At 56.4% G+C, this 26413-nt stretch carries 24 protein-coding genes and 1 other RNA gene; 13 read left to right on the forward strand and 12 right to left on the reverse strand.

The window, feature by feature from the left end:
- The first annotated feature begins 54 nt into the window (after positions 1 to 54).
- Positions 55 to 420, forward strand: a transfer-messenger RNA (tmRNA) gene (ssrA, locus tag JDW22_RS09090).
- 170 nt (positions 421 to 590) lie between these two features.
- On the opposite strand, the gene JDW22_RS09095 is transcribed toward ssrA, so the two are convergent.
- Entirely contained in the window at positions 591 to 2045 is a 1455-nt protein-coding gene (locus JDW22_RS09095) for an MFS transporter (RefSeq protein ID WP_200522795.1), read from the reverse strand.
- Positions 2046 to 2071: 26 nt separating this feature from the next.
- On the opposite strand from JDW22_RS09095, the gene JDW22_RS13950 reads away from it, so the two are divergent.
- Positions 2072 to 2200 (forward strand): hypothetical protein, encoded by a 129-nt coding sequence (locus tag JDW22_RS13950; protein WP_268884228.1) that lies wholly within the window; start codon positions 2072 to 2074, stop codon positions 2198 to 2200.
- A 203-nt stretch (positions 2201 to 2403) separates the two neighbouring features.
- Here the strand turns inward: JDW22_RS13950 and rnz are convergent, their stop codons facing one another.
- Complete coding sequence (gene rnz, locus JDW22_RS09100; RefSeq protein ID WP_200522796.1) at positions 2404 to 3348, reverse strand: ribonuclease Z; 945 nt, start codon at positions 3346 to 3348, stop codon at positions 2404 to 2406.
- Between the two features lie 354 nt (positions 3349 to 3702).
- Here rnz and JDW22_RS09105 point away from each other — a divergent pair, with 354 nt between their 5' ends.
- From JDW22_RS09105 to dnaG, 11 genes are all read left to right on the forward strand, one after another.
- Positions 3703 to 5319: a YdgA family protein gene (locus JDW22_RS09105; RefSeq protein WP_200522797.1), complete on the forward strand. Its 1617-nt coding sequence runs from the start codon at positions 3703 to 3705 to the stop codon at positions 5317 to 5319.
- A 151-nt stretch (positions 5320 to 5470) separates the two neighbouring features.
- A complete protein-coding gene (gene hemE, locus JDW22_RS09110) occupies positions 5471 to 6532 on the forward strand; it encodes a uroporphyrinogen decarboxylase (RefSeq protein ID WP_200522798.1) in 1062 nt (353 codons plus the stop codon).
- 148 nt (positions 6533 to 6680) lie between these two features.
- Positions 6681 to 7508 (forward strand): shikimate dehydrogenase, encoded by an 828-nt coding sequence (gene aroE, locus JDW22_RS09115; protein ID WP_200522799.1) that lies wholly within the window; start codon positions 6681 to 6683, stop codon positions 7506 to 7508.
- Complete coding sequence (gene mtgA / locus JDW22_RS09120; RefSeq protein ID WP_200522800.1) at positions 7505 to 8191, forward strand: monofunctional biosynthetic peptidoglycan transglycosylase; 687 nt, start codon at positions 7505 to 7507, stop codon at positions 8189 to 8191. Before aroE ends, mtgA begins: the two co-directional genes overlap by 4 nt.
- 141 nt (positions 8192 to 8332) lie before the next feature.
- Positions 8333 to 9958 carry a bifunctional UDP-sugar hydrolase/5'-nucleotidase UshA gene (ushA, locus tag JDW22_RS09125; RefSeq protein ID WP_200522801.1) on the forward strand — a complete coding sequence of 542 codons (1626 nt, stop codon included), beginning with the start codon at positions 8333 to 8335 and terminating at the stop codon, positions 9956 to 9958.
- Between the two features lie 110 nt (positions 9959 to 10068).
- Positions 10069 to 10788 carry an SCO family protein gene (locus tag JDW22_RS09130; RefSeq protein ID WP_200523027.1) on the forward strand — a complete coding sequence of 240 codons (720 nt, stop codon included), beginning with the start codon at positions 10069 to 10071 and terminating at the stop codon, positions 10786 to 10788.
- Between the two features lie 202 nt (positions 10789 to 10990).
- Positions 10991 to 11638, forward strand: a complete 648-nt coding sequence (gene hisG, locus JDW22_RS09135) for an ATP phosphoribosyltransferase (protein WP_200523028.1) — start codon at positions 10991 to 10993, stop codon at positions 11636 to 11638.
- A gap of 636 nt (positions 11639 to 12274) precedes the next feature.
- Positions 12275 to 12922: a hypothetical protein gene (locus JDW22_RS09140; protein ID WP_200522802.1), complete on the forward strand. Its 648-nt coding sequence runs from the start codon at positions 12275 to 12277 to the stop codon at positions 12920 to 12922.
- A 123-nt stretch (positions 12923 to 13045) separates the two neighbouring features.
- The gene (locus JDW22_RS09145) at positions 13046 to 13810 is read left to right on the forward strand and encodes a J domain-containing protein (RefSeq protein WP_200522803.1); all 765 of its coding nucleotides are present in this window, start codon (positions 13046 to 13048) and stop codon (positions 13808 to 13810) included.
- A gap of 202 nt (positions 13811 to 14012) precedes the next feature.
- Positions 14013 to 14144 carry a hypothetical protein gene (locus JDW22_RS13955; RefSeq protein WP_268884229.1) on the forward strand — a complete coding sequence of 44 codons (132 nt, stop codon included), beginning with the start codon at positions 14013 to 14015 and terminating at the stop codon, positions 14142 to 14144.
- On the forward strand, positions 14141 to 15925 hold the full coding sequence (gene dnaG, locus JDW22_RS09150; protein WP_200522804.1) for a DNA primase: 1785 nt from the start codon (positions 14141 to 14143) through the stop codon (positions 15923 to 15925). The genes JDW22_RS13955 and dnaG overlap by 4 nt, the downstream gene beginning before the upstream one ends.
- 283 nt (positions 15926 to 16208) lie before the next feature.
- Here the strand turns inward: dnaG and hpf are convergent, their stop codons facing one another.
- The 10 genes from hpf to JDW22_RS09200 all read right to left on the reverse strand — a co-directional run bounded on the left by hpf (position 16209) and on the right by JDW22_RS09200 (position 26407).
- Positions 16209 to 16502, reverse strand: a complete 294-nt coding sequence (hpf, locus tag JDW22_RS09155) for a ribosome hibernation-promoting factor, HPF/YfiA family (RefSeq protein ID WP_003796899.1) — start codon at positions 16500 to 16502, stop codon at positions 16209 to 16211.
- An 82-nt stretch (positions 16503 to 16584) separates the two neighbouring features.
- Positions 16585 to 17946 carry an RNA polymerase factor sigma-54 gene (gene rpoN, locus JDW22_RS09160; RefSeq protein ID WP_200522805.1) on the reverse strand — a complete coding sequence of 454 codons (1362 nt, stop codon included), beginning with the start codon at positions 17944 to 17946 and terminating at the stop codon, positions 16585 to 16587.
- A 17-nt stretch (positions 17947 to 17963) separates the two neighbouring features.
- Positions 17964 to 18695 (reverse strand): LPS export ABC transporter ATP-binding protein, encoded by a 732-nt coding sequence (gene lptB, locus JDW22_RS09165; protein ID WP_200522806.1) that lies wholly within the window; start codon positions 18693 to 18695, stop codon positions 17964 to 17966.
- 224 nt (positions 18696 to 18919) lie between these two features.
- Positions 18920 to 19453 (reverse strand): lipopolysaccharide transport periplasmic protein LptA, encoded by a 534-nt coding sequence (lptA, locus tag JDW22_RS09170; protein ID WP_200522807.1) that lies wholly within the window; start codon positions 19451 to 19453, stop codon positions 18920 to 18922.
- Positions 19434 to 20009, reverse strand: a complete 576-nt coding sequence (gene lptC / locus JDW22_RS09175) for an LPS export ABC transporter periplasmic protein LptC (RefSeq protein WP_200522808.1) — start codon at positions 20007 to 20009, stop codon at positions 19434 to 19436. The genes lptA and lptC overlap by 20 nt, the downstream gene beginning before the upstream one ends.
- Positions 20006 to 20545, reverse strand: a complete 540-nt coding sequence (locus tag JDW22_RS09180) for a KdsC family phosphatase (RefSeq protein WP_003796912.1) — start codon at positions 20543 to 20545, stop codon at positions 20006 to 20008. Before JDW22_RS09180 ends, lptC begins: the two co-directional genes overlap by 4 nt.
- A gap of 770 nt (positions 20546 to 21315) precedes the next feature.
- Positions 21316 to 22155 carry a 3-deoxy-8-phosphooctulonate synthase gene (kdsA, locus tag JDW22_RS09185; protein WP_200522809.1) on the reverse strand — a complete coding sequence of 280 codons (840 nt, stop codon included), beginning with the start codon at positions 22153 to 22155 and terminating at the stop codon, positions 21316 to 21318.
- Between the two features lie 61 nt (positions 22156 to 22216).
- Positions 22217 to 22714 (reverse strand): YbhB/YbcL family Raf kinase inhibitor-like protein, encoded by a 498-nt coding sequence (locus JDW22_RS09190; RefSeq protein WP_200522810.1) that lies wholly within the window; start codon positions 22712 to 22714, stop codon positions 22217 to 22219.
- Positions 22715 to 22809: 95 nt separating this feature from the next.
- Positions 22810 to 23298, reverse strand: coding sequence for an adenylyltransferase/cytidyltransferase family protein (locus JDW22_RS09195; protein WP_200522811.1), 489 nt, complete (start codon positions 23296 to 23298; stop codon positions 22810 to 22812).
- Positions 23299 to 23512: 214 nt separating this feature from the next.
- Positions 23513 to 26407, reverse strand: coding sequence for an Rne/Rng family ribonuclease (locus JDW22_RS09200; protein ID WP_200522812.1), 2895 nt, complete (start codon positions 26405 to 26407; stop codon positions 23513 to 23515).
- Positions 26408 to 26413: the final 6 nt, after the last annotated feature.

The following is a 26413-nucleotide window of genomic DNA, read 5'->3' on the forward strand; positions in this document are numbered from 1 at the left end:
TTATAGATGCTTTTCAGGCTGCCTCAAACCGCGTATAATCGCGGCTTCTCATTTGGGGGCGACCTTGGTTTCGACGGGGGTTGCGAAGCAAATGCGGGCATACCGAGTTTTCAGTAACTCGTAAAACACTGAATCTAAATAGTCGCAAACGACGAAACTTACGCTCTGGCTGCTTAATGCCAGGCTGTTGCAGCAGCTCGCCAATGGGCTGTGCGGGGTAAAACCCGCGGCAACATCATTTCATATTGGCTGGTTTCCTGTCGGGTTGCTTGGCAGGGAATAAGATTGAAGGCAACTGGTTTCTTGAAAGCCTGTTGGTCGGCGCGATAGAAATAAGATTCCCAAATCGACACAACTAAGTATGTAGAACGCTTTGTAGAGGACTTTCGGACGGGGGTTCAATTCCCCCCGCCTCCACCAAACACTATTTCCCGGCAATTTTTAACTAACCGCGAGAAAACCACAAACCGCCCATCCATAAGGATTAGGGCGGTTTTTTACAACCTAACGTGTGCTAACCGTTGCTGTCGTGCGCAACATGAATTGGGGATATGTAGCCGTTTCAGGCAGCCTGAAAACATCAAACCCCGTCAATGCCCCGCTTCCCCCTTCTCCCGCCATTCGTTCGGCTGAATCTTCAACGCAAACAACACCGCCAGTCCCGCTACCGCCAGCGCGCACGCCATCGCCCAATGCACGCCGCCGAGCAACGCCTCTTGCGGCGTACCCGCTTGCCCCGCTTTTTCGCCCATGCTGGCGATGCTGACAAAAAATGCCGCGCCCAACGCGCCTGCGATGGGGTTGAGCGTGGTAATCGTGCTGGCGCCGTGCGGGTTCAGCTCGCGCGGCAGAGCGTTCAAGCCGTGCGTTTCGCCGGTGATGCAGGCGGAAGCCGCCAGCGCCATCAGGATAAACAAGCCGCTTAAAATCAAAGTGTTGGTGTGCAAATCCAGCAATGTCCACATGGCGATAATGGACAGCAGCAATATCAACGTGGCGGGCAATATCAGAAACCGCCCGCCTTTTTTGTCCAGCAACACGCCCAAAAACGGCGAGGCAACGGCTTGGGCGATGCTGGCAGGCATCAAAATCAGGCCCGTTGCCGTGCCCGTGAGCAGCAGCACTTGCTGCGTGTACATCGGCATCAAAATCTCCAAGCCCATAAACAGAAAATAGGCGCACACCAAAATCAGCACGGCATAGCGAAACTGCGGATAGGCGAACACGCGCAGGTTCAGCAGCGGCGTTTCCAGCGCAAATTGGCGGCGCACAAAAAACGCGATGATGCCCAGCAACAGCGCCAGCACGCCCAAAAACACGGGCAGCGGCAGATGTTCAAAATGGCTGCTGGCATACACCAGCCCGCCAAAACCGAGCACAGACGCGGCGGCGGAGGGCAGGTCTATTTTCGGGCGCGTAATGTCGCTGAGATTAACGGTCAGGTATTTGTTCACCAAAAACATGGCGACGAGCATAAAGGGAATGGTGAGCCCAAACAGATAATGCCAGCTCAGATAATCCACAATCACGCCCGAAATGGTGGGTCCGATGGCGGGCGCGGCGGTGAACATCATGGTGATGATGCCCATCGCGCTGCCGCGTTTGTGCGGCGGATAGATGGCGAGGATGCCGTTGAACAAAATCGGCACGAACAGCGCGGCGGCAATGGCTTGGAACAGCCGCCCAATCAGCAACGCGGCAAAATTGGGCGCGAGCATGCAAACCAGCGAGCCGATAAGGAACACGGCTTGCGTGATGAGCACCATGCGGCGCGTTTCCATCCATTGGATGAGGCCGGCGGTAATCGGCGTGAACGCGCCCATCACCAGCAAAAAGCCTGTGGTGAGCCATTGCACGGTGGTTTTGTCTATCTGGAAATCCGCCATGATTTTGGTGAGCGCGACGTTGAGCAGGGTGTCGTTGAGGTAGCCGAAAAACGCACCGATAAACAGCGTGAAGATGATGAGCTTGGCGGGGAAATCGGGGTTGTCGCTGTGGTATTGTGCGTGGGCGTTGGCTTGCGGTTCGGGGATGGCGTGAGACATTGTTTTGAATCAATTGGAAAAAGTAAATGATAGGGGATGACGCGGGGCGGGGCAGTCTGAAAACCGTTGTGCAGTTGGGTTCAACTGCGTTTCAGGCTGCCTATTCGTTATACGCATCAACCGGCAGCCTGAAAACCGTTGTGAGGTTTGGCTAGGCTGAAAAGCCTTTGCAAAAGCACTGATGCAGCCTGAAATCTGACATGGAACGGCAACGGTTCGTCGCCCAAACGGCGTGTCGGCGTTAAGCCGGGCTGTGTTGACTGCCGCAATGTCGGCGAGCTGCCGCCGCTTTGTTTTCAGGCTGCCTATTCGTTATACGCATCAACCGGCAGCCTGAAAACAGACGGGGCAAGCGTTTTCAGGCTGCCTCGGGCAACGGAATCGGCGCTTCCATAAAATCGTGTGCCAATTCGGTGCGCGGGAAAACGGCTTGCGCGGCGGCAAGCAGCTCTTGCGCGCGACCGCCTGAAAACTTGGCGCTGATGTGGCTGAGATACAGCGTTTTCACGCGGGCGAGTTTGGCGAGCTCGGCGGCTTGGGCGCAGGTGCTGTGCCCGAAACGGTCGGCGTTGGTGGCTTCGTCGGCGGCAAAGGTGGCTTCGTGCACCAGCGCGTCGGCATCGGCGCAAAAATCGGCAAAGGCAGCCTGAAAACGGGTGTCGCCAAACAATACCACTTCGCGCCCTTTGCGCGGTGGGTTAATAAAATCGTTTCCGTTCAAGGTGTTGCCGTTGGGTAGCGTAACCGTTTCGCCGCGTTTGAGCGCGCCGTATAACGCGCCTTTGGGCACGCCCAACGCTTCCAGCGCATCGGTTTTCAGGCTGCCCGGACGGTCGGCTTCGATGACGCGAAAGCCGAAAGACGGCACGGCGTGGTCCAGCAGGCGGTATTTGACGCGGAAGGCGGCATCGCACGCGATTTCGCCGCCCGCTTCGGATAGTTCCACAAATTCAATCGGATAGCTCAGATAGCTGCGCGACAGGCGCAAGCCCGTTTCCACAAATTCGCGCAAGCCCGCACCGCCGTAGAGCGTGAGCGGGCCGGGCTGTTCGCCCGACAAAAAGGAGCGGCTGCACAGCAAGCCGAGCAGCCCGAAAATATGGTCGCCGTGCAGATGGGTGATGAAGATGCGGCGGATTTTACCGGGGCGGATGCTGGTGCGCAGGATTTGATGCTGCGTGGCTTCGCCGCAGTCAAACAGCCAGATTTCGCCGTTTTCGGGCAGCAGGTTGAGCGCGGTGCAGGAGACGTTGCGCTCGATGGCGGGCGAGCCTGATGATGTGCCGAGGAAGTGTAAGTGCATGATTTTTTGATGTGGGTGGGGTTAAAAGGATAACAGGCAGCCTGAAACGCGGTGCGCTTCGGCGCGGATGCCGTTTTCAGGCTGCCTATGCGGCAAAGAGCTGCAAATCCGCCCGCTCCGCCTGCAAGCCCGCATGATTTTTCATCACGTTTAACAAAAATTCCAGCACCACGCGCGGCGCAAGCAGGGTGCGGTGCGGATATAAGTTGCGGGTGATTTTAGCATTGTTGCGCCCAAAGCAATTGGGCAGGTTCCGCCTGCCGCCATAAAAAGCAAGCCGCCCGTTTTCAGGCTGCCGCAGCGTTTTATGTTATGATTAGCCCAATTTCGTTTTGCAACCCGCAGCCATCGCACATGAAAAAACTATTCATCGGCGGCACAGCAGCCGCCCTTATCGCCGCCGCCGGCATCAGCACCCCCTACTATCTCGGCAACCAAGCCAAACAAAGCCTAGAAACCCAACACCGCATTCTAGCCGACACCTTCTTTTTTGACATCGTATCCCGCCAATACCAAAGCGGCTGGCTAGAATCCACCGAAACCACCGTCTTGCGCTTTCATCCCACCGTGTTAGCCAATCTGGGCAACAACATCCCCGACAACATCCGCGCCGTGCTGGAAAAGCCCATCACCATGATAAACCATGTGCGCCACCAGCCCTTTGCCAACGGCATTGTGCCCGTGCGCGCCGTGGTAGAAACCGAATTTCAATACGACCCCGAAGTCAAAAAAACGCTCACCCGCTTCTTTGGCGAGCAAATCCCCGTTAAGCTGCATAATGTGATTCAGCTCAACGGCAGCGGCACGCTCACCATCGCCGTTGCCCCGTTTGACTACGAAGAACTATCGGGCATCAAAATCAACTGGCAAGGCTTAACAGGCAACATCAATTACCAAAAAGGCTACGCCAGCTACACCACCCAGCTTGCCATGCCCAGCTTTCAAGCCATTCTTGCCGATAAAGGCAGCCTGAAAATAGAAAACCTAACCCTAAACGCCAACAGCTACAACAGCAAAGACGGCAAAACCACACTCGGCTCATCCACCACCAACCTCGCCCATTTTGACGTAGCATGGAACGAGGGCATGGATTACAACATCAAAATCAACGATTTAATCAACACCGTAACCGACCTGCAAATCGGCGCCTTCATCAACCCGCGCGGCACCATCGCCCCCAACAAAATCAGCGTGGACAACCTAAGCTACGCCACCGAAACCAGCGAACCCGAAGCAGGCTACATCAACACCTCAGGCAAATTCAGCTTCGCCAAGCTCAACTACGGCGACACTGCCTACGGTCCTTTAAACATAGACATCGCCGCCAACCACCTGAACGCAGGCAGCCTGAACGCACTCAAAGCCCGCTGGCAACAAATCGCCACCGAAAAACAACTGTCGCCCGAAGAGCAGCAAAAACACATCCTCACTGCCGTGCGCAACGAAGGCGCAGCCCTGTTTACCGACAACCCGCAGCTTGAAATCCGCACATTCAGCTTCACCACGCCCACAGGTCATGTAAACGCCAGTGGCAAGCTCAACTTCAACGGCTTAACCGCCGCTGATTTAAACGACATCAAACCCATGCTCGCCAAAATGCAAGCCGAGCTCAACCTAGACGTGTCGCAAAACATCATCGAAGACTTCGCCATCGCCCAAACGCGCGGGCTGTTTGCCATGGAAAACCCCAACAGCGTACAAGAGCAAAAAGAAGTGGACGACACCATCCGCCTGCTCACCAGCGAAAGCCTGAAAACCATGGTGCAAGATGGCTACATCGCCAGCGAAAACGGCGCCGTCAAAACCCAGCTTATCGTTGCCGACAACAAAATCAAGCTCAACGGCAAGCCGTTCCAACTGCAAGCCAACGAAGACGTGTTTGCCGGCTTGGAAAGCGATGCCAGCGCACCCGCGCAAGCCGATTCCGCATCCGCACCGGCGGCATCCGCCGCATCCGCGCCGCAAGAATAACCGGCATAGCATTTTCAGGCTGCCTATTATGACTGCACACGATAGGCAGCCTGAAAACGGCAAACCCCATTCATAACCCACCCGCAGCCTAACAACCAACACACCTTCAACCCTATTTCAGGCTGCCTCAATATAAAAAGAAAGCCCCACCATGTCCCAACTGCAAAACGACACCTTTATCCGCGCCCTGCTGCGCCAACCCACCGAATACACCCCCATCTGGCTGATGCGCCAAGCAGGGCGTTACCTGCCCGAATACAAAGCCACCCGCGCCTTCGCAGGCGACTTCATGGCGCTGTGCCGCAACAAAGACCTCGCCACCGAAGTCACCCTGCAACCGATAGACCGCTTCAACCTCGATGCCGCCATCCTGTTTTCCGACATCCTCACCGTCCCCGATGCCATGGGGCTGGGCTTGCGCTTTGAAGCAGGCGAAGGCCCCAAATTTGAATGCCCGCTGCAACACGAGCAAGACATAGAACTGCTCGCCGTGCCCGATATGGACAAGCTCAACTATGTGTTTGAAGCCGTCGCCGGCATCCGCAAAGCCCTGAACGGGCGCGTGCCGCTAATCGGCTTTTCAGGCAGCCCTTTCACCCTCGCCTGCTACATGATAGAAGGCAGCGGCAGCCGCGACTGGCGCACCGTCAAAACCATGCTCTACACCCGCCCCGACCTGCTGCACCGCGTGTTAGACATCAACGCCCAAGCCGTTACCCAATACCTCAACCAGCAAATAGAACACGGTGCGCAAGCCGTGCAAATCTTCGACACATGGGGCGGCACGCTCTCGCACGAAGCCTTCCAAACATTCAGCCTGCACTACATCAAACAAATCATCGGCAGCCTGAAACGCAACCACAACGGCGCCACCGTCCCCGTTATCGTGTTCACCAAAGGCGGCGGACAATGGCTAGAACAGCTTGCCAACAGCGGCGCCGATGCCATCGGGCTAGATTGGACAACCGACATCGCCCAAGCCCGCGCCCGCGTAAACGACCAAGTCGCCCTGCAAGGCAACCTAGACCCGCTCGCCCTGTTCGGCACGCCCAAAACCATCTGCACCGAAGCCGCCCACATCCTGGCCGGCTACGGACACGGACACGGACACGTCTTCAACCTCGGGCACGGCATCAACCAACACACCCCGCCCGAACACGTTGAAATCCTCGTGGAAACCGTGCACGAACTCTCCCGCCAATATCACCAATAAACCCATTTCAGGCTGCCTACTGCATCGCAACACCAGTAGGCAGCCTGAAACGCAGTTCGGTAGCCCGAAACCAACCCGCCGCCCCGCCCTTGCTTTTTAACCAAACCTAACTAAAATACACACATTCCAAACAAAAGGCAGCCTGAAAATGCCCGCGCGCTACACCGTATTCGGCAACCCCATCGCCCACAGCCAGTCCCCGCAAATCCACCAGCTTTTCGCCGCCCAAGAAGGCGCGGTCATCGAATACACCCGCACGCTCGTGCCCGACAGTCCCAATGATTTTCAGGCTGCCGTCAAACAATTTTTCCGCCACGGCGGGCAAGGCGCAAACGTAACGCTGCCGTTCAAGCAACACGCCTACGAACTCGCCGACCAATGCACCACACGCGCCCATGACGCAGGCGCAGTCAACACCCTGATGCGCCAACCCGACGGCACGCTGCTGGGCGACAACACCGACGGCATCGGCTTGATGCGCGATTTAAACGAAAACCTGCGCGTGGATTTGGCCGGCAAGCGCGTGCTGGTTTTGGGCGCGGGCGGCGCGGCACGCGGCATTCTCACCCCCCTCTTGGATGCCAAGCCCGCCGAAGTCGTTATCGCCAACCGCACCTTTGCCAAAGCGCAGGCATTAGCCCGAACCTTCGTTTTTGAAGTCAACGCGCAGCCGCTGAGCGCGCTTTCAGGCGGCGGTTTTGACGTGATTTTCAACGCCACATCGGGCAGCGTGTCGGGCGACGTGCCCGATATTCCGCCCCAAGCGTTTTCAGGCTGCCTTTTGGCTTACGATTTGTTCTACGCCGCCCAGCCCACCCCATTCCTTGCCCACGCCGCCCAACACGGCGCAGCCCAAACCGCCGACGGCTTAGGCATGCTGGTTGGGCAAGCCGCCGCCGCCTATCAACTCTGGCGCGGCTACACCCCCAACATCGCCCCCGTTATCGCCGCCCTGCGCGCCAAACTCACCGCATGAAAACATTCAAATGGCTCATCGCCGCCCCCATTCTCGCTTTCATCCTGTTTAACGTGTACGCCTACGGCAACATCATCAGCTACCGCGCGCTCGCCCCCCACCACACCGCGTTTATGAATATGCGGATGAGCGAAATCGCGCAAGAAAAACCGCAAGTTGCCCTGAGCTACCAATGGGTGCCTTATAACCAAATCGCCGAAAACCTCAAAAAAGCCCTGATTGCCTCCGAAGATGCCAACTTCGCCGAACACGACGGCTTCGATTGGAACGGCATCAAAAACGCCATCAAGAAAAACGAAAAAAGCGGCAAAATCAAAGCAGGCGGCTCCACCATCAGCCAGCAGCTCGCCAAAAATCTGTTTCTCAACGAAAGCCGCAGCTATTGGCGCAAAGCCGAAGAAGCCGCGCTCACCGCCATGCTGGAAGCCACCACCGATAAAGACCGCATCTACACGCTGTATTTAAACGTAATCGAATGGGGCTACGGCGTGTACGGCGCAGAAGCCGCCAGCCAATATTTCTACCGGCAGCCCGCCGCCCAACTCAGCAAAATTCAGGCTGCCCAACTCGCCGCCCGCGTGCCCAAACCGCTGTTTTACATCGACCACCCCAACGACAAAAGTCTGCGCCACAAAACCAACATCATCCTGCGGCGCATGGGGTCGGCAACCTTGCCCGAATAACCGCCGCCCACAGGCAGCCTGAAACCCAATCGAGCCAAACCGCAAATCCCTTTTCAGGCTGCTGCAAACCCCTGATGCAGCCTGAAACAAAGTTCAGCGAAGCCAAAACCCTTTTTTCCCAACCCTAAAAGGAAACAACCCATGTCCCCCAAAAAGCTCACCCTCTCTCTACTGCTTACCGCCAGCCTCGCCGCCCACGCGTATGAGAAAGACAAAACCTACCGCTTCACCGTGCTGCACAGCAACGACACGCACGGGCGCTTCTGGAAAAACGACAAAGGCGAATACGGCTTCTCCGTGCTCAAAACCGCCATCGACAACGTGCGCAAAGAAGTGGAAGCCCAAGGCGGCACCGTTATCCTACTGCATGCCGGCGACTTCAACACCGGCGTGCCCGAATCCGACCTGCAAAACGCCAAGCCCGACATCGAAGGGCTGAACGCCATGAAATTCGATGCCCTTGCGCTGGGCAACCACGAATTCGACAACCCCTTGCAGCTGCTGGACAAACAAGAACGCTGGGCAAAATTCCCCTTCTTGTCTGCCAACGTGCGCTATAAAAACGGCAAATATCTGGTGAAACCCTACACCATCATCAAACGCGGCGGCTTGAAATTCGCCGTGGTCGGGCTCACCACCGAAGACACCGCCAAGCTCGGCAACCCCGAATACTTGGGCAACGTTACCTTCCAGCCCGTGATTGAAGCCGCGCGCGACATACTGCCCCAAGTCAACAAAGCCCAACCCGACGTGCGCATCGCGCTCACCCACATCGGCTACTACAACGACGGCAAACACGGACACAGCGCCCCCGGCGACGTAACCCTTGCCCGCAGCCTGCCCGCCAAATCGTTTGACATGATTATCGGCGGACACTCGCACACCCCCGTTTGCATCAACGAAGACGGCAGCCTGAAAACGCCTTATGTGCCCAACACCCCCTGCCGCCCCGACGTGCAAAACGGCACGCCCATCATGCAAGCGTATGAGTGGGGCAAATTCCTCGGTCGCGCCGACTTTGAATTCAAAAACGGCGAAACCAAACTGGTCAGCTACCAACTCATCCCCTCCAACCTGAAACGCAAAGACGGCAGCTTCTACACCAGCGAAATCCCCGCCGACCCCAAACTGCAAGCGCATCTGAAAAAATACCAAGATGAAGGCGACAGAAAACTGAACATCAAAGTGGGCGAAACCACCGCCGCATTCGACGGCACGCGCGAGCTGGTCCGCAGCCAACAAATGCCCATCGGGCAACTGATTAACCGCGCCCAGCTAGAACGCACCCAAGCCGACTTCTCGCTGATGCAGGGCGGCGGCATCCGCGACACCATCCCCGCAGGCACCATCACCTACAAAACCGTGCTGAAAGTGCAACCGTTTGGCAACTTGCTGAGCGTGGTGCCGCTATCGGGCAAAGAAACCTTTGACTACCTGCAAGAAATCGTCTTCAAAGACAAAGGCTCGGGCGGCTATCCGCATCTGGCAGGCGTAACCCTGACCTACTGCCCCGCCAGCAAAACCATCGCCAACGTGAAAATCAAAGGCAAACCGCTAGACCCGAACCAAACCTACCGCTTCGTGCTGCCTGACTACATCGCGGCAGGCGGCGACGGCTATCCCGTGCTGAAAAACCACACAGGCTTTATGAAAACAGGCTTCGTTGATGCCGACACCACCAAAGTCTATTTCAGCAAACACTCGCCCATCAACCCCGCCGATTATTCGCCCGATGGTTTGTTGGTAGAACAATGCCCCGCGAAATAATGCGGTTTAGCGTTTTCAGGCTGCCTTATCGTTTTCAGGCTGCCTCAAATAGATTAGGCAGCCTGAAAATACCATTCCCACAAAATCCCACCCATCCGAAAGGACACACTATGAAACCCCAACTCATCCCCGCACTGATTGCCAGCGTATTCGCCCTAGCTGCCTGCGATCAAGCCGCCAACAACGCCCCCGCACCCAGCGCGCCCGCCGCAGCCAGCAGCAACGCCAGCGCAGCCAGTCAAACCAGCGAAGCCGCTAGCGCAGCCAGTTCCGCCAGCGAAGCTGCCAGCGCAACCGCGCCCAAAGCCGATGGCAGCATGAGCACCGACATCCGCAAAGACAACATCGGCGGCGACTTCACGCTCACCGATGGCGAGGGCAAACCCTTCGCCCTCAGCAGCCTGAAAGGCAAAGTGGTCGTGCTTTCCTTTGGCTACACCCATTGCCCCGACATCTGCCCCACCGAGCTGCTCACCTACAACGACACGCTCAAACAACTGGGCGATGAGGCGAAAAACGTTGCCGTGGTATTCGTGAGCGTAGACCCCGACCGCGACACCCCCGAGCTGATGAAACAATACGTCAAACAATTCAACCCCGCCTTCATCGGCTTAACCGACACCCAAGGCGGCAACGAAATCGCCCTGGCCAAACAACAATGGCGCATCATCTCCGCCAAAGCCGACATCAAATCCGAAAAGCTCTACAACGTAGACCACTCGTCCGGCACCTACCTGCTGGACAAACAAGGCAACGCCGCCTACTTTGAACGCTTCGGCGCAGAAGCCCCGCAAATCGCCGCCGACATCAAAAAACTGCTTGCCGAATAACCACAAGGGCGTTCACACACGCCCTTTTTGCCTGATTTCAGGCTGCCCAATCCCCGCCAAAGGCAGCCTGAAAACAAGAGCAACGGGTTTTAGCGAAGCTAAAACGAGCGTAACAAATTTCAGCGCAGCCAAAACGAATAAAGCGCATGGCAGCAAAACCCCAATCCATTTGCACGCCGCCATCAAGCCCCGAAAGACCACCATGCCGCAACAGCTCACCATCGCCCTATCCAAAGGCCGCATCTTCGAAGAAACCCTGCCCCTGCTCGCCGCCGCAGGCATTGTGCCTAGCGAAGCCCCCGAAAACTCGCGCAAACTCATCATCCCCACCAACCACCCCAACATCCGCCTCGTTATCGTGCGCGCCAGTGACGTGCCCACCTATGTGCAATACGGCGCGGCCGACTTGGGCATTGCCGGCAAAGACGTGCTGATCGAACACGGCGGCGAAGGCCTATGCCAACCGCTAGACCTCAACATCGCCCAATGCCGCATGATGGCTGCTGTGCAAAAAGGCTTTGATTACGCCCGCGCCTCGCAAGCAGGCAAACGCCTGCGCGTCGCCACCAAATACCCCGGCATCGCCGCCGAACACTTCGCCGCCAAAGGCGTGCACGTGGACATCATCAAACTCTACGGCTCCATGGAACTCGCCCCGCTGGTGGGATTGAGCGACTGCATCGTCGATTTGGTTTCCACCGGCAACACGCTCAAAGCCAACAACCTGGAAGCCGTGGAACACATCGCAAACATATCCAGCCGCCTGATTGTGAACAAAGCCGCGCTCAAAACCAAATATGCGCTGCTCAATCCGATTATTGAAGCGTTTGCGGGGGCGATTCCAAGTTGAACGTGGTGAGTGGATAGGCTGATGAATGCGTAGGCAGCCTGAAAATGTGTTGGTATTGGTATTGTTTACATCGTGTTTGAGAATAAGGGCGTTAAACATTGGTTGCTTTTTCAGGCTGCCTACTGCATCGCAAATAGCAAGACAAAGCGAAAAACGATTTTCAGGCTGCATCAGCCATCGCTTCTCTATAAATAGGCAGCCTGAAAACCACACGGTTAATCCTGCCGCCAACGCTTACCCCAAGGCACAAATCCTTTTTCAGGTTGCCTTTAACGAGCGTTTACCACAAAGCACCCTCCCTGCTGACGCAGCCGAGTGGAACACGATTTTTCGGGGGAAAAGGACAAAACTGTTTGAGCAGCGAAGCTGCGAGTTTTTTGTCCGCCCGAAAAATCGTGTGGAGCGAGGGAAGTTTGGCGTAGCCAAACCTGCAACCGCAGTCGCCTTTCTTTTGCTTACTTTTCTTTGGCGAAGCAAAGAAAAGTAAGTGCCCCGTCGGCACGAGACGCATGGTTAAAGCTAATCGGATGCTTACCACAAAGTACCAATCCCCTTTTCAGGCTGCCTCAATCGTTAGCCACAATAGGCAGCCTGAAAAACCAAACCCATCAATTCCACCCCACAAAGGAGTCCCCCATGCCCCACCTCCTACTAGACCTCGCCCAATCCCCCACCCCAAAACGCAAAATCCCATACCACCGCGCCAAAGTCGGCTTATTCGTTACCCTCAAAGCCGCCAAACGCATGCTCGCGCCCGAAGAACCCCACAGTCTATACGTCTTGCCCAACAAAAAAGCCGCCCGCAGCATCGCCCAAGCCGCAGCCGACATCCTGCAACACCAACCGCAAGCGCAAATCGCCATCGTGTCCCCGCGCAAAAAACTGCGCCCCTATCTGCACCAACTGCAAATCAAATACCCCCAAGCCCGCCTGTTGCACAAGAAAAAGCTCGGCAAAGCCGTCCGCCGATTTCTCAAACAAGCAAGGCAGCCTGAAAACCCGTTCGGCGAAGCCCCAAGCGAACAACGGCTGATTGAACACACCGCCCAAACCGTGCAGCAGGCCGTTGCCCAAATCATCCCGAGCGCGCCCGCCGGCGCAGAATCCGCCCTTATCGCCACCGCCCTTGCCCTGCTGAAAAAAAATCGCCCCAAGAAAAAACAAGACCTCCTGCGCCTGCTCACCGAGCGCAGCAACCCCAAACTTGCACAAGAAATGCTTGTAGCACTGCAAAGCGCGGGTAAAATCCACATTGATGCCGCCGAAAACGTGCGCTATCGCTAAACCGCGCGGCGTGTGCCCTCCAAAGGCAGCCTGAAAATTGAAATAGCCCGCGCCTCCCGTTTTCAGGCTGCCCAAGCCATAAACAAACGTTTCAGCCGCCCCTTCCGCCCTTAAAGGAAACCCATGAACAATTACTACAAATTCCTCTGCCTCCCCCCCACCGCCGGCCTCACCGAAATCCAAAACCAGCTCAAACTCGCCGCCCAAAGCGGCAAAGTGCCGATTGAAATCCTGCACGAAATCCGCGACACCCTATACAACAGCGAAAAACGCCGCGCCTACGATGCCGCCTTGCGCCAAGCCGACCCCGCATTTTTCCAACCCAAGCCCAAAGCCCCCGCGCAAGCCGCCAACCGCCAGCCTGCCCAATCGCAAGCCCAGCCGCCGCAACGTTCCACCCAACAACGCCCCGCGCAAAACCCCTCGCCCCGCCGGCCGCAAAAACAAGCGCAATCCGCCCGACGCGCCTCCGCCCCGTCCAATCGCGCCCCGCTGCTGTCCACGCGCAACATCGTCCTCGCCCTCTGCGCCCTCGCCATCCTCACATGGCTGCTGCCGTGGGCGAACACCCCGCTCAAAAGCTATCTGGGCGCATCGCTCAGCTTCCGCCTGCTGGCATGGGTGAACACCATCATCTTCGCCGCCACCGCCGCCAAAGTGTGGCTCGACGACAAGCAGGAAAAACCCACCGCCTACACCGAGCTGATGCTCGCCGCCCTATTCGCCCTGCTGATACACGCGCAATACTACCTGCGCCTCAAACCCTACTTTGAACGGCTGGGCACGCCGCATGAAGTCCTTAGCTACGGCATCGGCTTATACGCGCAAATCATCGTTACCCTGCTGATGCTGGGCTATGTGCTGTTTGCCAAAAAACTTGACCAATAGTATTTCAGGCTGCCTCAACCATCAGGCAGCCTGAAAACCCTTTGAACAACCTTGCTCAAAATTTAAGCAACGCCAAATCTTCCCGCCCAATCAACACGCTATATCACTTATCCACACATTATCCCTGTGGAAAAACACAAACCCTGTGGGCGATTGCGGCGTATCCACCAAACCATCCTGCCCATCATTAGGCAGCCTGAAAATGGAACGTCGGCGGCTCGCCGACATCTTGCCAATCCATAAAGCCCCGTTAAACACACCATTTGGCGACGAGCCGTCGCCGCTCCACTTGGTTTTCAGGCTGCCTCACCCCAACAAAATCCCATCCCCATGATTCCATCCAGCTTTATCGACGACCTGCTCGCCAAAACCGACATCGTAGACATCATCGACCACTACGTCCCGCTCAAAAAAAGCGGCGCAAACTACATGGCATGCTGCCCGTTTCACAAAGAAAAATCCCCCAGCTTCTCCGTCAGCCCCAGCAAACAGTTTTACCACTGCTTCGGCTGCGGCGCACACGGCTCCGCCATAGGCTTCATCATGGAACACCAAGGGCTCACCTTCCCCGAAGCTGTGCAACAGCTTGCCGACCGCGTGGGCATGAGCGTGCCACACGACAGCAACACGCAGCCTGAAAACGCCGCCGAACGCGCCGCCCGCAAGCAACAGCAGCAAACGCTGGAATCCACCGTGCAAGCCGCCGCCACCTTTTACGCGCAACAACTGCCTCTTTCCGCCGCCGCCCAAGCCTACGCCGCCCAACGCGGTCTGTCGCCCGAAATCATCGCCCGCTACGGCATCGGCTACGCCCCCGACGGCTGGACACCGCTCGCTCAAGTGTTCCAGCCCTATCCCAACGGCGAACTCATCGCCAGCGGCATGGTCATCGACCAAGACGGCAAACAATACGACCGCTTCCGCCACCGCCTGATGTTCCCCATCCGCAACGTTTCAGGCAGCATCATCGGCTTTGGCGGGCGCGTATTAGATGACAGCAAACCCAAATATCTCAATTCCCCCGACACCCCCCTGTTTGACAAAGGCAAAAACCTATACGGGCTATACGAAGCCCGCCAAGCCATCAAAGACGCAGGGCGAATCTTGGTGGTGGAAGGCTACATGGACACCGTTGCCCTCGCCCAATACGGCATCGGATACGCCGTCGCCGCGCTGGGCACCGCCACCACCGCCGAACACATCAAAATCCTGTTCCGCCAAACCGACAACATCTATTTTTGCTTTGACGGCGACGCAGCAGGACAAAAAGCCGCATGGCGCGCGCTAGAAAACGCCCTACCCCAGCTCAAAGACGGCAAAGCCCTGCATTTTCTCTTCCTGCCCGCCGAACACGACCCCGACAGCTTCGTGCGCCAATTTGGCAAAGCCCAATTTGAAGAAGCCCTGTTACACCAAAGCCGCCCCCTATCCCAATACTTTTGGGACGCGCTCACCGCAGATTTAGACCTCGCCAGCCAAGAAGGCAAAGCCGAGCTGGTCAAACGCGCCGCGCCGCATCTCGCCCAAATCAGCCAAGCCCCCACCCTCGCCTACCTGCTCAAACAAAATCTCAGCGAGCAAACAGGCATAGACCCCACCAATCTCGCCTACCTAATGGGACAAGCCGCACCGCAACGCCACGTTGCCGCCAAGCGCTACAACCTGCCGCGCGAAAGTTTCAGGCAGCCTGAAACCACCACCCTCGTGCAACGCCAAATCCGCACCCTACTACTCAACCCCCAATGGGCGGAACACGTCGCCATCCCCGACTACCTGCCTGCAGGGGGCGACATCGCCTGCCTGCTCGCCCTCGCCCACAGCTACCGCAGCCACCCCAGCATGACCGCCGCCCAAGCCATAGAACACTTCCGCGCCACCCCCTTCGCCCACACCATCGACCACATCTTCCGCAACGCCCTGCAAAACCAAGAAGACCTCACCGACAGCAGCCCCGAAAAACAACAAGAGTTCCAAGACGGCATCGCCAAACTCATCACCGAGCTGAAAAACCAGCAAATCTACCAGCTCAAACACCGCCTCGCACAGCCCGAAATCAGCCCAGACGAGCGCAAACGCTTATCCCTGCTGATTGTGCAACTGCTGGCAATCAAGTAGGCAGAGCGATTGAGGCAGCCTGAAAACGCTAAATTGTGTTTTCAGGCTGCCTTAGGCGTAGGGTGTGTACCGCAGGTACGCACGCGGTTGAAACGCAACAAACAGCGTGCGCAGCCAAGCTGCACACCCTACAACGGATGGCAAACAACCCCATCACAAATAATGGTTTTCAGGCTGCCTCTGCTGTTTCCCCAAAGGCAGCCTGAAACGAAGTTCAGCGAAGCTAAACCCAAAAAAAGACCGAGCAAACTCAATCGCTCGGTCTTTCTCAATTCCCAAAACCTCAACGGTTTTGCGCTTTCTCTTTATATTGCAGCAACGCGCGGTCTAATTTATCCGCCATATTGTCAATCGCCGCATACATATTGTCGCCGTTTTCCGATGCCTCCACATGAAAATCCTTACCGGCCAAATGCACTTGCGCGGCGGCTTTGCTTTGCACTTTTTCCACCGAAAGCGTAATCGTTGCCGAAATCATGCCATCGGTGTGGCGTGCGATGCGTTCTAATTTTTCGGTTACACGCGCTTTGATGGCTTCGGTAACATCAAAATTAAGACCTGTGATTTTCAGATTCATAATGCAACTCCTTATCCAGAGTGGTTAGAAAAGGCAGCCTGAAAACGCCGCTGGGGCGTTGCCAAGCGCAAAAGAAACTCAATTATTCTCGGCGTTGTTGCACGGTGGGGATGCCCAGTTGTTCACGGTATTTGGCAACCGTGCGCCGCGCGATGTTGATGCCTTGCTGTTGCAGCAAGCGATGCAGTGAGCAATCGCTGTGGGGTTTGCTTTTGTCTTCATGTTCAACGATTTGCGCAATCACGGATTTGATGGCGTTGGCGCTGATGGCGTTGCCTGTTTCGCTGTCGTTGATGGCTGCATTTTGGCTGAAAAAATAGCGCAGCGCAAATAATCCTTGCGGGCAAGCCAGATATTTGTTGCTCACGGCGCGGGAGATGGTGGATTCGGCGAGTTCAAGGTGTTTGGCGCAGTCTTTAAGCAGCATGGGCACCAGCCCGATTTCGCCGAAATAGAAAAAATCCTGCTGATGGGCAAGGATGTATTCGGCAACGCGCAAGATGGTGCTTTTGCGCTGTTGCAGCATATCTATTTTTTGTTTTGCGCCGTTGATTTTTTCGCGCCAAATCGGGTCTAGGTTGCTTTCTTCTTGCAGGGCTTCGATGATTTCGGTGTTGATTTTGATTTGCGGCAGCGATTCTTCGTTGCTGATGGCATACCACTCGCCCTTGTCGTTCTTTTGCACGAACACATCGGGGCGAACGTATTGGGTGGGTTCTTCGCTGGCAAAGCCGTAGGAGGGATAGGGGCGCAGGTTGGTGATGATTTCCAGCGCGTCGCGCAACACGGTTTCGCTGTATTCGGGCAGCAATTTGCTGAATCGGTTGAGATTTTTCGGCGTGTTTTGGGTGATTTGGTCTAGATGGCGGGTAATGATTTGCGCGGCGCAACGGCGTGCTTCGGATAGCGGCAGGCGGTCAAGCTGATAGAGCAGCGATTGGGTTAAATCGGGGGTGGCGATGCCTGCGGGGTCAAACGCGCGCAGGTGTTCCAGCGCGATTTCCATGTCGTCTTCTTCCAGCATCCATTCCAGCGGGGTGTGTTCTATGATTTCTTCTATGGATTCGGTGAGATAGCCTTTGTCGTCCAAAAAATCAATCAGAATATGCACGCGGGCGGCTTCGGATGGGGTGAGCGGGTGTTCGGCAACTTGTTTATGCAGATAGGCGTTGAGCGTTTCTTCTTGCGCAAGGTTTTCCCACGCGCTGCTGTCGTCGTCATCCAGGCTCACGCCGCGTTTGGCGATGTCTGCGGTGGTTTGGGGCGGCTCGTAGGTTTTTTCAGGCTGCTCTACGCGGTCAAGCAGGGGGTTGTCCGCCAGCCAGTCTTCCACTTCGCGCTCGATTTCAATACCCGACATTTGCAAAACGCGCAGCGATTGCTGCATGTTTTGGCTAAGCTGCTGGGTTTGCCTGAGTTTGAGTTGGATGTTGGTGCTGCTCATAGCGGTTGTTATGGTTGTCAGTAATCAAAATTTTCGCCTAGGTAAACGGCGCGGACTTGTTCGTTGTTCACCAGCTCTTCGGGTTTGCCGGTGGCAAGCACGGTGCCGTCGCTGATGATGTAGGCGCGGTCGCAGATGCGCAGGGTTTCGCGCACGTTGTGGTCGGTAATCAGCACGCCGATGCCGCGCTCTTTGAGAAATTCGATGATTTTTTGGATGTCTATCACGGCGATGGGGTCTACGCCGGCAAAGGGTTCGTCCAGCAGGATAAAGCGCGGCTGCATGGCGAGCACGCGGGCGATTTCCACACGGCGGCGCTCGCCCCCCGATAGCGCGGGCGCGGGGCTGTGGCGCAGGCGTTCAATGTTTAAATCGGCGAGCAGTTTGTTGAGCTGGGTTTCAATTTGCTGCTTGTCGCGCAGGCGGATTTCCAAAATGGCGCGGATGTTTTGTTCTACCGTCATTTTGCGGAAGATGGATGCTTCTTGCGGCAGGTAGCCGATGCCTGCTTGGGCGCGTTGGTGGATGGGTCTGTGGCGCAGCTCTTCGCCGTTGAGCGTGATGCTGCCTGCATCGGCGGCAATCAGCCCGACTATCATGTAAAAGCTGGTGGTTTTGCCTGCGCCGTTGGGCCCGAGCAAGCCGATGACTTCGCCGCTTTGGATGTCTAGCGAGAAGTTTTTGACCACTTGGCGTTTTTTAAAGGCTTTTTGCAAGCCTGATACATGGAGATGGGCGGGTTGGGTCATGGTAGAAACTCGGGGGTGGTTTTGGCTGCGCCAAACTGCGTTTCAGGCTGCCTTGGGTTTTTCGCTTTGGCGGCGTGGGTTTTATTCTGCGCGTTGAGGATGGCGCATGATTGAGGCAGCCTGAAAATGATTTGGGCAGGGTGGGCGCAGATGTTTACATTATGAAACGAATACGGATAAGGCAGCCTGAAAACCGTGCAGCTTGGTTTCAGGCTGCCTATCCATTATTTTTTCTTATCGCTCTGCGCGGTGGAGGGCTGGATGATGATGTGCACGCGCGGGTTGTTTTTGCTGCCTGTGGCGTTGCCGCCCAGCACGGTATAAACCTCGGTTTGCGTGTTGTAGCTGATGGCGTTGCCTGTGGCAACGTCGCCGCCACGGCGCACTTTGGCGTTACCCACCAGTTTTACCGTGTGGTTGGCGGAAACGTATTCGGCGCGGTCGCCCCAGCCTTCGGCGATGCCTTTGTTGTTGTCCAGCTCTTGGCGGAAGTAAACGGGGCTTCCTTGGGCGTTCATGGTTTGGTTGCCATTTTGGTCTTGCACCACGCGCACGGTGTTGGCGCGCATATTAAGCGTGCCTTGCGTGATGATGACGTTGCCGGTGAACACGGTTACTTGGTTTTTTTGGTCCAGCGAGCCTTGGTCGGCATCAATGGAGATGGGCTGCTGGCGGTCGCTTTCTAGAGCGTGGGCGTTCAGGCTGCCTAGGGCGAGCGCGGCGGCAAGGAGGGTGTTTTTAAGGGCGTTTGAGGTCATAGATTTGTGCTTTCACTTTGGATTTGAGGTTGAGCAGGCCGTTTTTGTTGTCGTAGGTTAAGCCTGTGGCGGTGCCGTGCGAGCGTCCGTATTCGTATTGCACGGGAGCATCGGTTTCGGCGGTTTCGGTTTGGGTGTCCACGTTTAAATAATCGGTTACGACTTTGCCTGCGGGGCGTTCGGCATCGGGGGTTTTGGTGAGCACCACGTTTTGTTCAAAAAAGACTTTTTTGCTTTCCAGTTCGTAGCGGGCGGTTTGGCTGGACACGGTGTATTGTTCGTTGTTGTCGCGGTAGGTTTTGAGCGTGGGTTGTTGGAAATAAACGTTTTTTTGGTCGGGCAACTGCCATGCCAGCGGAGCGGTGAGGTCTTGATTCAGGCTGCCTGAAATGTCGTAGCGTTTGCCGTGGATTTGCGTCATGGTGTATTGCGGCTTGGCGGGGTCCAGCTTCACGGCTTCAATCACCACTTCGCTCACGCGCCCGAGCCACGCGGTTAAGCCGCCCAAAATCAGGGCAAGCGCAAGGGGAAAGACAAGGCTGCGAAATCGGTTCATTTGGTGTACTCGGCGAGCGCATCGCTCAATGTGTTTTGGGCGTGCATAATCAGGTCGGTTACTTCGCGCACCGCGCCGAAACCACCGCTTTTCCGGGTGGTGTAGAGCGCGTGTTCTTTCACATAGCTGTGGGCGTTGGCAACGGCGAACGGGAAGCCGCAGCGGGTCATCACAGGCAGGTCAATCACGTCGTCGCCCACAAAGGCGCATTGTTGCGCGGCGATTTGGGTTTGGGCGCAGAGTTGTGCGAAGGCTTGCTGTTTGTTTTCCACGCCGTGCAGATAGTGGTTGATACCGAGCTGGGCAGCGCGGTGGGCGACGGCGGGGTCGTTGCGGGCGGTGATGATGGCGGTTTGCACGCCTGTTTGGTGCAACATTTTGATGCCGTGCCCGTCTAGCGTGTTGAATGCTTTGATGATTTCGCCGTTGCCGCCGATGAAGAGTTGCGCGCTGGTGAGCACGCCGTCCACGTCTAAGATAAGGAGTTTGATGTCGCGCAGGCGTTGTTGGCGTTCGGGAGAAAGGGGGGTAAACATGGTTTGAGGCAGCCTGAAAATGATATTTTGGACATTCTAACAGATTGGGGCGGGAATAAGCATTTTTTGTGCCAAACGTTGATGGGGGATGGTAAAGTTTTCAAGGGGGTCTTGGACAATGAGCCGTCGCTACGCCATTAAGGCAGCCTGAAAATGGGTTAGTGCATTATGGTTGGCTTTGGGTGTAGCTTTAACCATGCGTCTCATGCCGACGGGGCACTTACTTTTCTTTGCTTCGCCAAAGAAAAGTAAGCAAAAGAAAGGCGACCCCGACGTGCAGGTTCGCTGCGCGAACTACCCTCACTCCGCATCCTTTTTTCGGCGCGTGCGAACTAGTCGCACTTCGTGCGCCGTCGGACAAGCGCACGCTTTTTCCCGAAAAAAGAATGCTGCGTTCGGCTAGACGTAGGGGAGAGTGGCAGCAGCATTAAACATTTGTGAAGCGTTAGGCAGCCTGAAATTCAATTCATCCAGTAAAAAACCGCGTGGCAGAACATCAAGCAATTTTGTGTTTTCAGTAAAACAGTATGCGCAACGAAGCTGCACACCCTACGGCTATTTCTCAAAGGCAGCCTGAAATGTTTGCGCTACGGCAATGGAAAGAGTGGGTATAGCGGCGATACGCCATGTTCTGTTTCGGGCTGCGCGAAGGGTTGGGGTAGCTTGCATGGCGAAGTGGGGTTGCGAAGCTCAAATCCATCGCTCTATTTGGTTTTCAGGCTGCCTCATCATGCACAATAAGGCAGCCTGAAAATATGCAAACCGCAGCGTTACGCAATCTCCATCGGCGCAAACGATTTCACCACATCGTCCACGGCTTTCACGCGCACGAGGAAGTCTTCTAGCTGGGCGAGTGGCAGAGCGGATGCACCGTCGCATTTGGCTTGGTTGGGGTTGGCGTGGCTTTCCAAAAACAAGCCTGCCAAGCCTGTCGCCATGCCCGCCAGCGCAAGGTCTAGCACTTGGCTGCGCCGCCCGCCCGATGCCGCCGCGCCGCTTTCGCGCTGTTGCAGCGAGTGGGTTACGTCAAAAATAATGGGTAGGTTGTTGCAGGTTTTTTTCATCACGCCAAAGCCGAGCATATCTACTACGAGGTTGTCGTAGCCGAACTGCGCGCCGCGCTCGCACAGGATGATGTGGTCATTGCCTGCTTCGTGGAATTTTTCCACGATGTTTTTCATTTGGCTGGGGCTGAGAAACTGGGGTTTTTTCACATTAATCACGCGCCCTGTTTTCGCCATGGCGGTTACCAAATCGGTTTGGCGGGCGAGGAAGGCGGGCAGTTGCAGGATGTCGCACACTTCGGCAACGGGGGCGCATTGGTGCGGCTCGTGCACATCGGTAATGATGGGGCAGCCAAATTCTTGTTTGACTTTGGCGAAGATGCGCAAGCCTTCGTCTAGCCCCACGCCTCGATAGGAGTGGATGGACGAGCGGTTGGCTTTGTCAAACGAGGCTTTGAAGATGAAGGGGATGCCGAGTTTTTGCGTTACTTGGATGTAGTGTTCGGCGGCGTGCAGCGTGCTGGTTAGGTCTTCTAGCACGTTGATGCCGCCAAAGAGTACAAACGGGGCTTGGTTGTTGAGGGTGATGTTGTGGTGGGAGAGCATGGGGTGTCCTTTGGGGTGGGTTTTAGCTTCGCAGAAGCTCGTAAACTCGCTTTCAGGCTGCCTAATCGCTGTATGTGCCGGTTACGCTGGCGGTGGCGAGGATGTGCCCTTGCATGGCGTAGTGCAAATCGTTGTAGCGAAAGCCTTGCGGCAGGTTGAGTTTGGTGTCTAGCGCGTACACGGTCAAGTCGTAGCGGTGCGGGCAGTTGGGCGGTGCCATGCCGCCGTATGCGCTGGCTTCGGCGATGCTCAATTCGCCCAACACGCTTGCCCACGAGTTCGCGCCTTGCGTGTAGCCTTGCGCGGCGATGCTGTCGTTTTCGGGCACGCTGGTGGCGGTTAAATCGGCGATAAGCCAATGTATCCACACAAAGCCTGCGGCGGTAACCGCATCTTTGTCGTCCAGCACCACGGCGTAGGATTGCGTGCCTGCGGGCGCATCGCTGATGCTAAACGGGATGGAGCGGCTGGGCATGCCGTTGGGGCTGAAATCGCTGCCGCGTTTGCCAAAACGTTCGTGGAACACGCCGTTTTCTATGGCGGTGGTGTGAACTTGCATGGTGGGTCTCCTTGGCGGGGGTGGATGGGGTTTCAGGCTGCCTTTGAACTGCGCTGCAACGTGAGCAAATAGGCAGCCTGAAAAGCATCCCACCGCTAGCCGCGAATTTTCGCCAGCGTTTGCGTGGTGGAAGTTTGATGCAAAAACGGAATGGAATGCACGCTGCCGCCGCGCGCAAGGGTTTCGGCCGCGCCCACAATGTTTTCAGGCTGCCAATCGCCGCCTTTCACCAAAACATCGGGCTGAACCAGCGCAATCAAATCGGCGGGCGTGTCGCTGTCAAACCACGTTACCACGTCCACGCTCGCCAACGCCGCCGCCACCGCCGCGCGGTTTGCCAGCGAATTGATGGGGCGGTCATCGCCCTTGCCCTGCCGTTTCACCGACGCATCGGTGTTCAACGCCAGCACCATGCTCGCCCCCAACGCGCGGGCTTGGGCAAGGTAAGTAACGTGTCCGCGATGCAGGATGTCAAAGCAGCCGTTAGTAAACACCAGCGGGCGCGGCAACTGCGCCAGCGCGGCGGATAATTGCTCGGGCGCGACGATTTTTTGTTCAAATTGGGGCGGGGCGTAAGCAGTCATGATGGCTCCTGATGAGGGGATGAAAAATAAAAGGCGTATTTTAGCGGCAGAACGGGGGTTTAGGCAGCCTGAAAGTTGGCTGCGCATTCAATCCGCAATCTTTGCGAAGCCCGTAAGCATTGGGGCAACCGTTGCTCTATATCGCGTTTCAGGCTGCCTTTCCGCCGCCACAAAACAAAAACCGCGCTACCCAAGCAACGCGGTTTTGTTCCGACTATTTAGCGGTTTCGACCTGAACCATTTCCACCGCAAGCACGGCGGTTTCCACACGCGGCACATCGCTGCGGCGCAAACGGGGTTCGGGCGCTGGTTGCGCGCGTTCGGCTTCGGCTGCCAGCGCGGCGGCATCGGTTTCCACAAACTGCAAACCCGATGCGGCAACGATTTCGGCAAGGTTGAACGACGAAGCAGACCGGGCGGCAGCCACTTGTGCGGGCGAAACGGTTTCGGTTTCTGCCGCAACCGCTTGCGTTGCGCTTGGCTGCGTTTCATCCGCCGTATCCGCCGTTTTCAGGCTGCCCGATTCGGCTGCACCGGAAACCGCATCCTCTGCATCCGCCGCTTGCGGCGCGACGGCATCCGTTTCTGCCCCCGCTTCACCGCGTTCGGTTTTCAGGCTGCCATGCAACACGGTGATTTGCGCCTGTTCCACATAAGCACTCGCTCGGGCAACCACGGCATCTTCTGTTGCCGCCATGCTTTCCGCCGCCATTTCGGCGCTTTCGGCTTTCAGGCTGCCCACTTCGTCATCCGCAGCCAAGCGGCTGGGCGGCACTTTGCCCGCTTCAATCGCCAACACGTGTGCAACGGCTTGGCGCACGCGCTCGGCAATCGCTGCCACCGAATCGGGCGCAGGCGCAACGGTTACGCGCACGGTATCGCCTTGTTTTTGCGGACGGCGGCGGCGTTTGTTTCCACCCGCGTTGTCGGGGCTTTCGCTGCGTCCATCATCGCCCAAGCGCACCACCACAGGTTTTTGCTTGCGGTTGCGGCTGGATTTTTTGCCGCTCTCTTTTTCAGGCTGCCCTTGCGCTTCGGTAACGCTGGCAACGCTGTTTTCATCCACCGCATCCACGGCTTTTTCGGCGTTTTGCTGATTGCGGTTGCGATTGCGCAGTTCGCCTTTGTTGCGGCTGTTGCGCGGTTCTTTTTCCGCTTTGGCGGTCGCGTTTTCAGGCTGCATCAAGGCTTTGGCTTCGGCGTTTTCCTCATTGGCAGCGGTGTTGGCATTGCGTCCACGCGAATTTTTGCGCTCGCCGTTGTTGCCATTGCTGCTGTTGCCATTGTTATTGGCATTGCCGTTGGCGGATTTTTCTTCGCTGCTTTCGCGGCGTTTATTGCGGCGGTTGCTGCGTTTATTGCTTGTACCGCCGCTGCGTTCGTTGCGGCTAGATGATTTTTTCGCGGGCGCGGCAGGTTCGCCTGCATCGCCGCCAAACAGTTTTTTCAGCCAGCCTTTAAAGCTCTCCCACCAAGATTGGCTGCTGCTTGCCACCACAGGCGGCGGCGAAGCGTGATGCACGCCTTTCACTGCGGGCTCGGGGTGCATGGCTTTTTCGCCTTTTTTGTTGGCAAAGGGCACGGTTTCGCTGCTTTCAGGCTGCGTTACGCGCTTGTAGCTGGGCGCGGCGTTGTCGTCCAAATCGTCCACGCGAATGCGCGAAATTTCGTAGTGCGGGTTTTCCAAATGCGGATTGGGAATCAGGAACACCGACACGTCCAGCCGCTCTTCCATGCCAAACAATTCGGCGCGTTTTTCGTTGAGCAAGAAAGTCGCCACATCAACAGGCACTTGTGCGTGCACTTCGCCCGTGTTTTCTTTCATCGCCGCGTCTTGAATCAGGCGCAAAACGTGCAGCGCGGTGGATTCGATGCTGCGAATCACGCCTGTGCCTGCGCAGCGTGGGCAAGCGATGTGGCTGGATTCTGCCAGCGCGGGCTGCAAGCGTTGGCGCGACAATTCCAGCAAGCCAAATTTGGACAATTTGCCCATTTGCACGCGCGCGCGGTCGCGTTTGAGCGCGTCTTTCAGCGTGTTTTCCACTTCGCGCTGGTGCTTGGCGTCTTCCATGTCAATGAAGTCAATCACCACCAAGCCGCCCAAGTCGCGCAGGCGCATTTGGCGAGCCACTTCTTCTGCCGCTTCCATATTGGTGCGGAACGCGGTTTCCTCGATGTCTGCGCCGCGCGTGGAGCGAGCGGAGTTTACATCAACAGAAACAAGGGCTTCGGTGTGGTCAATCACAATCGCGCCGCCGCTGGGCAGCGTTACTTCGCGCGAGAACACGGTTTCAATTTGTTGCTCAATTTGCAAGCGCGAAAACAGCGGAATATGGTCGTCATACAGTTTCAGCCTGCCTAAATTATTGGGCATCACATAGCTCATAAATTCAGACACTTGCTCGTAAACTTCGGGGTTGTCCACCAGAATTTCGCCGATGTCGGGGCGGAAATAATCGCGGATGGCGCGAATCACCAGCGAGCTTTCCATAAACAACAAATAAGGCTCGGGATGGGCAGCTGCGGCTTCTTCAATGGCGCGCCAAAGTTGCAATAAGTAATTGAAATCCCAAGCCAATTCTTCGGATGTGCGCCCAATGCCTGCGGTGCGGGCAATCAGGCTCATGCCGTGCGGCACGTCTAACTGCGCCATCGCTTCTTTCAGCTCGGCGCGCTCTTCGCCTTCAATGCGGCGCGATACGCCGCCACCGCGCGGATTGTTGGGCATCAACACCAAATAGCGCCCTGCTAGGCTGATGTAGGTAGTAAGGGCTGCGCCTTTGTTGCCACGCTCGTCTTTTTCCACTTGCACAATCACTTGCATGCCTTCTTTAAGCACGTCTTGAATGCGCACTTTGCCGCCTTCGTAGTCTTGAAAATAGGCGCGGGACACTTCTTTAAACGGCAAAAAGCCGTGTCTGTCCATGCCGTAATCCACAAAGCAGGCTTCCAGCGATGGCTCAATGCGGGTGATGGTGCCGGTGTAAATATTGCCTTTGCGTTGCTCTTTGCCGAGCGTTTCAATGTCTAGGTCAATCAGGGTTTGACCGTCCACAATCGCCACGCGCAATTCTTCTGCTTGGCGGGCGTTAAATAGCATTCTTTTCATTTGTTT

The organism is Kingella bonacorsii, assembly GCF_016623605.1.
Taxonomy (GTDB): Bacteria; Pseudomonadota; Gammaproteobacteria; order Burkholderiales; family Neisseriaceae; genus Kingella_B; species Kingella_B oralis.